The organism is Streptomyces sp. NPDC012825 (assembly GCF_042900925.1).
Classification (GTDB): domain Bacteria; phylum Actinomycetota; class Actinomycetes; order Streptomycetales; family Streptomycetaceae; genus Streptomyces.
This window is the reverse complement of record NZ_JBIBBZ010000027.1, coordinates 45,799-52,299: the sequence shown is the minus strand read 5'-3', so window position 1 is coordinate 52,299 and position 6,501 is coordinate 45,799. Positions and strand designations below refer to the sequence as shown.

Sequence of the window (6,501 nt, the reverse complement as noted above, 5' to 3'; positions counted from 1 at the left end):
GGGGCGGCGCCGGTGCTCCGGGGGGGGGGGGGGGGGGGGGTGGGGTGGGGGGGGGGGGGGGGGGGGGGGGGGGCCGGCGCCGGGGGGGCGCCCCCCCCCCGGCCGGGATCCACGAGCGGGGGCGCGGGGCCCTCCGCTCAGCTCCGGAAGGCGATCAGGCCTTCACGACGCCGGAGTCGGCGACCTTGATGGAGGCCTTGGTGGTGCCGGAGGCGGAGCCGAGGCCCTCGATCTTCTTGACCAGGTCCTGGCCCTCGACGACCTCGCCGAAGACGACGTGCTTGCCGTCGAGCCAGTCGGTGGCGATCGTGGTGATGAAGAACTGCGAGCCGTTGGTGTTCTTGCCGGCGTTGGCCATCGAGAGCAGGAACGGACGGTCGTGCTTCAGCTGGAAGTTCTCGTCCTCGAACTTCTCGCCGTAGATGCTCTTGCCGCCGGTGCCGTTGCCGCGGGTGAAGTCGCCGCCCTGGAGCATGAAGTTCGGGATGACGCGGTGGAACGGGGAACCGGCGTAACCGAAGCCGTGCTGGCCGGTGGCGAGCTCGCGGAAGTTCTGCGCGGTCTTCGGCACGACGTCGTCGAACAGCTGGAAGACGATGCGGCCCGCGGGCTCGTCGTTGATGGAGATGTCGAAGTAAACGTTGTCGCTCATGGGGACATCCTGTCATTACTCGCGCACCGGGTGCGCACGGGCTGCCTCCGGCCGTGTCACGGCACGCCGGTGCCCCGCCGCCCGTGGGGGCGCGGGGCACGGTCCGTGCCGTCGGGCACGGGGCGGAACGGGGTCGGCTAGAGCAGTCCGCCGGTCTCCGGGGACTGGAGGCCGCCCCCGGCGCCCTGGACGGTGTCCTGGACGACGCTCCCGACGCCGTGGTCCGGCTGGAGGAGGCCGAGGGGGCTGCCGATGGGGTTGTCGCCGACGACGGCGTTCGCCTGCGGCGGAGGCGTGACGAGGGCGGTGACGACACCGGCGGCGAGGGAGGCGATGGCGAGCATGCTGCGCTTCTTCATGCCCTGGTCAACTGCTGAACGCCCGAGGGGTTACGGGCTTCCCCTGATCGGGCGCGGATCGGGCCCCGCCCGGCCGCGCACCCAGACGAGCAGCAGCAGGGAGGCGACGGCGGCGAGGGCGCACCAGGTGGAGACGAACTCGGTGGTCCACAGGAGGGCGCAGAGGACGGCTCCGACCCCGGTCAGGAGCCCGAGGAGCCGCAGGAGCCGGTCACGGGCGAGGAGCAGGGCACCGACGGTGGCGAGGAGGTACGCGGCGAGGAGCAGCGGCGCGTACGGCAGGTCGACGACGTAGCCGAGGGTGCGGCCGCGGACCTCGGCGGTGACGGGCCGGGTGGCGAGCCGGTACGCGAGGACGCCGGCGGTCACGAGACCGGCGACGAGCGGTACGAGCAGGCGCGGCCGGTCGGCGGGGCGGGCGGCCGCCAGGACGCCGACGGGGAGCCAGAGCGGCAGCAGGGGCAGGGCGATGACGGCCCAGGCGAGGGTGGCGGGTCCGGCTCCGCCTCCGGAGTGCCAGACGGCGGCCTCGACGACCTGGTGGGCGCCGAGGAGCAGGGGCAGCGCGGCGAGCGGCGCGTCCCCGAGGCGGCGTACGGAGGCGAGAGAGGCCACGCCCACGGCGCCGATCCCGAGGCCCGCCCAGAGGTCGGCCGTCGCACTCCAGCACATAGCGCACTTTTACCGCATACCGCGTGGAACGTACGGCCATGGCGGGTGTCTCCTCCAGTGTCACCGCCGGTCCTGAGGCGTGCCGCAAGCGGGACCGTCCGTCCGGACGGTCCCGTCGGGTACGGACGGTTCCGTCGGGTACGGATACTGTCCCGATGCGGGACAAATACTCCGAGGCCGTCAGAGCCGCCCCTTCCGAGGGAGGCAGTCAGTACTCCCCGGGGCCGGCCTCCAGGTAGACAGGGGTTCCGGTCCTGCGAGCGCGGTCGATCGCCGCGAGGCGGCCGAACTCGGCCGGGTCCATCTCCCGCTCCCACTCCTCCAGCGTGCGCAGGCTGTACTCGCTGTGCTCCTCGGGATCGAGGACGACGGCGGCGATCTGCTCGTCCGTCAGCTCACCGCCGTCGAAGACGAAGCCGATGTGGTTGGCGGGCCAGTCGTCGCCCCGGTCGGTCGTGAAATGGGTGCCGAGCAGCCGGGGCTCTCCGGTGAAGACGATCCCGGTCTCCTCGCGGCACTCGCGCACCGCCGTCTCCCAGGGGGTCTCCCCCGGGTCCATGTTGCCGCCGGGCCACTGCCACGCTCCGGAGTGGTAGGTGGCGCGCATCTGGAAGGGGCGGCCCCCGGTGTCGGTGAAGTAGAGGCAGGCGTAGGCCGTCGCTCTCGGGAGGGTCGCTACATATTCGACGGACGGCAGCCAGGTGTTCGCCATGGGGCGGTTCTCTCTCGACGGGCCGATGGGATCGCCTCCATCCAAGCGGTCCGCGAGGCGCGGCCCGGCCGCTCGCCGGTGGATCACCGGATCGTGTGACCACGTCCTTTCCAAAGGCTCCCGTGCCGGGTCAGGAGGCGGAGACCAGGCCCGACTCGTACGCGATGATGACGAGTTGCACGCGGTCGCGGGCGTCCAGTTTGGCGAGCAGTCGGGTGACGTAGGTCTTCGCGGTGGCGATGCTGATGTGGAGTGCGCCGGCGAGCTCGGTGTTGGAGAGGCCGCGGCCGACGAGGGTGAGGACCTCGCGCTCGCGGTCGGTGATCCCCTCGATCCGGGGGTGCGGGACGACCGGGACGGGGCGGGGCCGGTCGGTGAAGTCCTTGATGAGGCGCCGGGTGACACCGGGGGCGATGAGGGCGTCGCCGGAAGCGACGACACGGACGGCGGTGAGGATGTCGTCCAGGGCCATGTCCTTGACGAGGAAGCCGGACGCGCCCGCGTGCAGGGCCCCGTACACGTGGTCGTCGTCGTCGAAGGTGGTGAGGACGACGACCCGGGCGCCGGTGGGGCCCTCGGTGATGAGCCGGGTGGCCTCGATGCCGTCGGTGCCGGGCATGCGCAGGTCCATGACGACGACGTCGGCTCCGGTCTCTTCCACGAGCCGGACGGCCTCGGCTCCGTCGGCGGCTTCGCCGGTCACCACGAGGTCGGTGGTCTCGGCGATGACCATGCTCAGGGCGGTGCGCACGAGGGGCTGGTCGTCGGCGAGGACGATACGAACGGGCCGTGTGGGGACCGTGGCGGTGCTGCTGCTCATGCGGAGGTGACTCCTGAGGGGAGGGGAAGGCGGGCGGCGACGCGGAACCCGCCGCCCGGGCGGGGCCCGGCGGTGAAGTCCCCGTGCAGCAGTCCGACGCGCTCCCGCATGCCGGGGAGGCCGTACCCGGAACCCCCGCCGGACCGCTCGCGCTCCCGGCCGGGAGCGGGGCCGAGGTCTTCGACGGTGAGGGCGAGGGCCTCGGGGTCGCTGTGGTCGACGGTGACCGTGCAGCGGTCGGCGCCGGAGTGCCGTACGACATTGGTGACGGACTCCTGTACGAGCCGGAAGGCGGAGAGGTCGATGTCCGGGGGCAGCGGCCGGGGCGCGCCCGTCCAGCGGACGGCGACCCGGACCCCGGCGGCCGCGGTCGTCTCGGCGAGCCGGTCGAGGGCGGCGAGACCGGGCATCTCGGGAAGCACGGACGGCTTGGGGACCACGGGCGGCTTGGTGAGTGCGGCTCCCTTGGGGAGCGGAGACGTTCCGGAGGGAGCGGGCGCCCCTGAGGTGGCGTGGGTGGTTCTGTGGTCGGTCGTGGGGGCGGTTCTGTGGTCGGTCGCGGAGCCACGGGAGCCGTTTTCCTTGGCTCCGTTCCCCTCTTCGTCGGCGGTGCGCAGGGCGCCGAGCATGCGGCGCAGCCCGGCCAGGGTTTCACGGCTGGCGGTCTCGATGGCGGCGAGGGCTTCGCGGGCCTGGTCGGGGCGGTTGTCGATGACCCGGCGTGCGGCGCCGGCCTGGAGGGCGACGATGCCGATGCTGTGGGCCACGGTGTCGTGCATCTCCCGGGCGATCCGCAACCGTTCGGCTGTGACGGCCTGCTCGGCGATCCTGAGCCGGGTCTGCTCGGCGTGCTCGCGGGTCTGTCTCTGCGCACGGCCGAGGAGCCAGGCGACCGCGGCGGTGAGGCCCACGGCGAGGGCGGTGGTGGTGCCGACGTTCCAGCCGCACGCGAGGCGGACGGCGAGGTAGCCGGCGACGGTGCCGAGGCCGAGGAACACCGCCCGGTCGGACTCGTGGTGCGGGCGGGTCACGGCGATCGCGTAGAGGGCCACGTCCACCGCGAGGTACTGGGCGAGGGGGATGGCGGTGACGCCGAGAGGCAGGGAGCCGACGACGGCCGAGCCGAGCAGATGTCCCAGGGCGGTGCCCGGGCGGCGGGTCAGGAGGAGGCTGCCGCGCAGGGCGAGCAGGGTGGCGAGGGCCAGCATGGTGAGGCCGTCCCAGCGGAGGATCACCACACCGGCGAGGACCTCCGCCTTCTCCTGACCGGGGAGACGGACCCGGAGCAGGACGGTGAAGAGGAGGCCCGCGAGCCAGGCGAGTGCGGCCCACCCGCCGGGGGTGATCTTCCTGAGGAACGGTGCTGCCTGTGCGGCTGACATGCCGGTGATCGTAGGACGGAAGGCGCCGACGGGGCATCAACCCGTGGTTGTAAGACCTGGGGTGACAAGCGGGGGCGCCGATTGTCGGCGCTGGTCCGATGCCCGGCGGAGGGCCGGGACGGCACGGTGGTGCACATGATCGAAGTCATGGAACTCACCAAGCGCTACGGCGCCACGACCGCTGTCGACGGGCTGACGTTCACCGTGCGGCCGGGCCGGGTCACCGGCTTCCTCGGGCCGAACGGAGCGGGTAAGAGCACCACGCTGCGGATGGTCCTGGGCCTGCACGCGCCGACGGGCGGGACCGTCACGGTCGACGGCCGGCCGTTCCGGGACCGGCCGCGCGGCCTGCGGCACGTCGGCGCCCTGCTGGACGCGGGGGACGTGCACGGCGGCCGGACCGGCCGGGCACACCTGAGGATGCTCGCGCGCGGCAACCGCGTCCCGTTCGCGAGAGTCGACGAGGTGCTGGAGGAGGTCGGGCTCTCGGAGGCGGCGAAGCGGCGGGTGGGCGGCTATTCGCTGGGGATGCGGCAGCGCCTCGGCATCGCGGGCGCGCTCCTGGGCGATCCGCCCGTGCTGCTCTTCGACGAGCCGCTCAACGGTCTCGACCCGGCGGGGGTGAAGTGGGTGCGGGGGCTGTTCCGACGGCTGGCCGCCGAGGGCCGCACGGTCTTCGTCTCCAGCCATCTGATGAGCGAGATGGAGCACACCGCCGACGAACTGGTGGTCGTCGGGAAGGGCACGCTGATCGCGGCGGAGAGCCTGACGGCCTTCGCAGCGCGCGGTACCGGGGAGAGCGTGACCGTCGGCACGCCCGACCGGGCGGCTCTCAGGTCCCTGCTGCTCGCGGCGGGGGCGGAGGTCCGCGAGGAGTCGGGGCTGTTGACCGTGACGGGGCTTCCGGCCGGCCGAATCGGCGCGATGGCCCTGGAGCACCTGATACCGCTCGACTGCTTGACCCCCCGTACCCCCTCTCTGGAGGAAGCCTTCATGGAACTGACCGCCGGCAGCGTCGAGTACAGGGCGGGAGGTGCCCGATGACCACTCACCACCTTCTCCCGGCCGCCGCGGGTGGGACGCCCTCCGTGACGGAACCCCGTGCGCGCTTCTGCGACCTGGTGGGGTCGGAGTGGCTGAAGCTGTGGTCACTGCGGTCGACGGTCTGGTCGCTGCTGCTGAGCGCACTGGTCGTGGTCGGCTTCAACCTCAGGACCGCCTGGGACCACTACCGCTACTGGTTCCAGTACGACGCGGCGGGCCGGGCCGAGTTCGTGGCGAGCGAGCTGGCGCTGTGGGACGCGTTCACGGGCAACGCCTCCATGGTCATGGTCCTCTGCGCCGCCGCGACGGGGGTGGTGGCGGTGGCCGGCGAGTACGGCACGGGGCTCGTCCGTACGACGTTCGCGGCGGTGCCGGCACGCGGCACGCTGATGGCGGCGAAGCTGCTGGTCATAGCCGGTGTCCAGGCCGTGTTCGGGGCCGTCGTCGCGGGACTTTCGTTCTGGTCGACGCAGGCGGTGCTCGCGGAGCGGGGCGTCGGGCTGCCCCTCACGCATCCCGGGGCGCTGCGGATCGTCGTGGCGTCCGCTCTGCTCGCGCCGGTCTGCGCGCTGGCCGGGGCGGCTCTCGGCACGGTGTTGCGACAGAGCGCGCTCTCGGTGGTCTGCTCGGTGGTACTGCTCCTGCTGGTGCCGTCGGTTCTCAGTGACGAGCGGCACCTCTCGGCGGTGTTCGCCCACGCGACACCGCTCCATGCCTGGCAGCGGCTGGTGGCCGTGGGGACGCACGGGGAGCCGTATCCGTGGACGCCGGGAGGCGCCTGGCTGGTGTATGCGCTGTGGGCACTAGGCGCGACGACGATCGCGGTGGTGGCGGTGCGGCGGAGGGACCTGTAGTCCCGT

At 72.8% G+C, this 6,501-nt stretch carries 8 protein-coding genes; 2 read left to right on the top strand and 6 right to left on the bottom strand.

Features of this window, described 5'->3' with window-relative positions; all coding sequences use genetic code 11:
• Positions 1 to 154: 154 nt before the first annotated feature.
• The 6 genes from ACFY7E_RS31035 to ACFY7E_RS31010 all read right to left on the bottom strand — a co-directional run bounded on the left by ACFY7E_RS31035 (position 155) and on the right by ACFY7E_RS31010 (position 4,597).
• Positions 155 to 652 carry a peptidylprolyl isomerase gene (locus tag ACFY7E_RS31035; protein WP_389490733.1) on the bottom strand — a complete coding sequence of 166 codons (498 nt, stop codon included), beginning with the start codon at positions 650 to 652 and terminating at the stop codon, positions 155 to 157.
• A gap of 137 nt (positions 653 to 789) precedes the next feature.
• Positions 790 to 1,011, bottom strand: a complete 222-nt coding sequence (locus tag ACFY7E_RS31030; RefSeq protein WP_125667446.1) for a hypothetical protein — start codon at positions 1,009 to 1,011, stop codon at positions 790 to 792.
• Between the two features lie 30 nt (positions 1,012 to 1,041).
• Positions 1,042 to 1,683, bottom strand: a complete 642-nt coding sequence (locus tag ACFY7E_RS31025; protein ID WP_389490730.1) for a DUF6629 family protein — start codon at positions 1,681 to 1,683, stop codon at positions 1,042 to 1,044.
• Between the two features lie 208 nt (positions 1,684 to 1,891).
• Entirely contained in the window at positions 1,892 to 2,395 is a 504-nt protein-coding gene (locus ACFY7E_RS31020; RefSeq protein ID WP_383440584.1) for an NUDIX domain-containing protein, read from the bottom strand.
• A 130-nt stretch (positions 2,396 to 2,525) separates the two neighbouring features.
• Positions 2,526 to 3,215 carry a response regulator gene (locus ACFY7E_RS31015; RefSeq protein ID WP_389490727.1) on the bottom strand — a complete coding sequence of 230 codons (690 nt, stop codon included), beginning with the start codon at positions 3,213 to 3,215 and terminating at the stop codon, positions 2,526 to 2,528.
• The gene (locus tag ACFY7E_RS31010; RefSeq protein ID WP_389490724.1) at positions 3,212 to 4,597 is read right to left on the bottom strand and encodes a sensor histidine kinase; all 1,386 of its coding nucleotides are present in this window, start codon (positions 4,595 to 4,597) and stop codon (positions 3,212 to 3,214) included. Before ACFY7E_RS31010 ends, ACFY7E_RS31015 begins: the two co-directional genes overlap by 4 nt.
• A gap of 135 nt (positions 4,598 to 4,732) precedes the next feature.
• On the opposite strand from ACFY7E_RS31010, the gene ACFY7E_RS31005 reads away from it, so the two are divergent.
• Together ACFY7E_RS31005 and ACFY7E_RS31000 are read left to right on the top strand one after the other, a co-directional pair.
• Complete coding sequence (locus ACFY7E_RS31005) at positions 4,733 to 5,641, top strand: ABC transporter ATP-binding protein (protein WP_389490721.1); 909 nt, start codon at positions 4,733 to 4,735, stop codon at positions 5,639 to 5,641.
• 44 nt (positions 5,642 to 5,685) lie between these two features.
• On the top strand, positions 5,686 to 6,495 hold the full coding sequence (locus ACFY7E_RS31000; protein WP_389490719.1) for an ABC transporter permease: 810 nt from the start codon (positions 5,686 to 5,688) through the stop codon (positions 6,493 to 6,495).
• Positions 6,496 to 6,501 lie beyond the last annotated feature (6 nt).

Coding starts and splice junctions, on each gene's coding strand:
- ACFY7E_RS31035 (WP_389490733.1), bottom strand. CDS start 652: ATGAGCGACAACGTTTACTTCGACATCTCCATCAACGACGAGCCCGCG.
- ACFY7E_RS31005 (WP_389490721.1), top strand. CDS start 4,733: ATGATCGAAGTCATGGAACTCACCAAGCGCTACGGCGCCACGACCGCT.
- ACFY7E_RS31010 (WP_389490724.1), bottom strand. CDS start 4,597: ATGTCAGCCGCACAGGCAGCACCGTTCCTCAGGAAGATCACCCCCGGC.
- ACFY7E_RS31020 (WP_383440584.1), bottom strand. CDS start 2,395: ATGGCGAACACCTGGCTGCCGTCCGTCGAATATGTAGCGACCCTCCCG.
- ACFY7E_RS31030 (WP_125667446.1), bottom strand. CDS start 1,011: ATGAAGAAGCGCAGCATGCTCGCCATCGCCTCCCTCGCCGCCGGTGTC.
- ACFY7E_RS31015 (WP_389490727.1), bottom strand. CDS start 3,215: ATGAGCAGCAGCACCGCCACGGTCCCCACACGGCCCGTTCGTATCGTC.
- ACFY7E_RS31025 (WP_389490730.1), bottom strand. CDS start 1,683: ATGTGCTGGAGTGCGACGGCCGACCTCTGGGCGGGCCTCGGGATCGGC.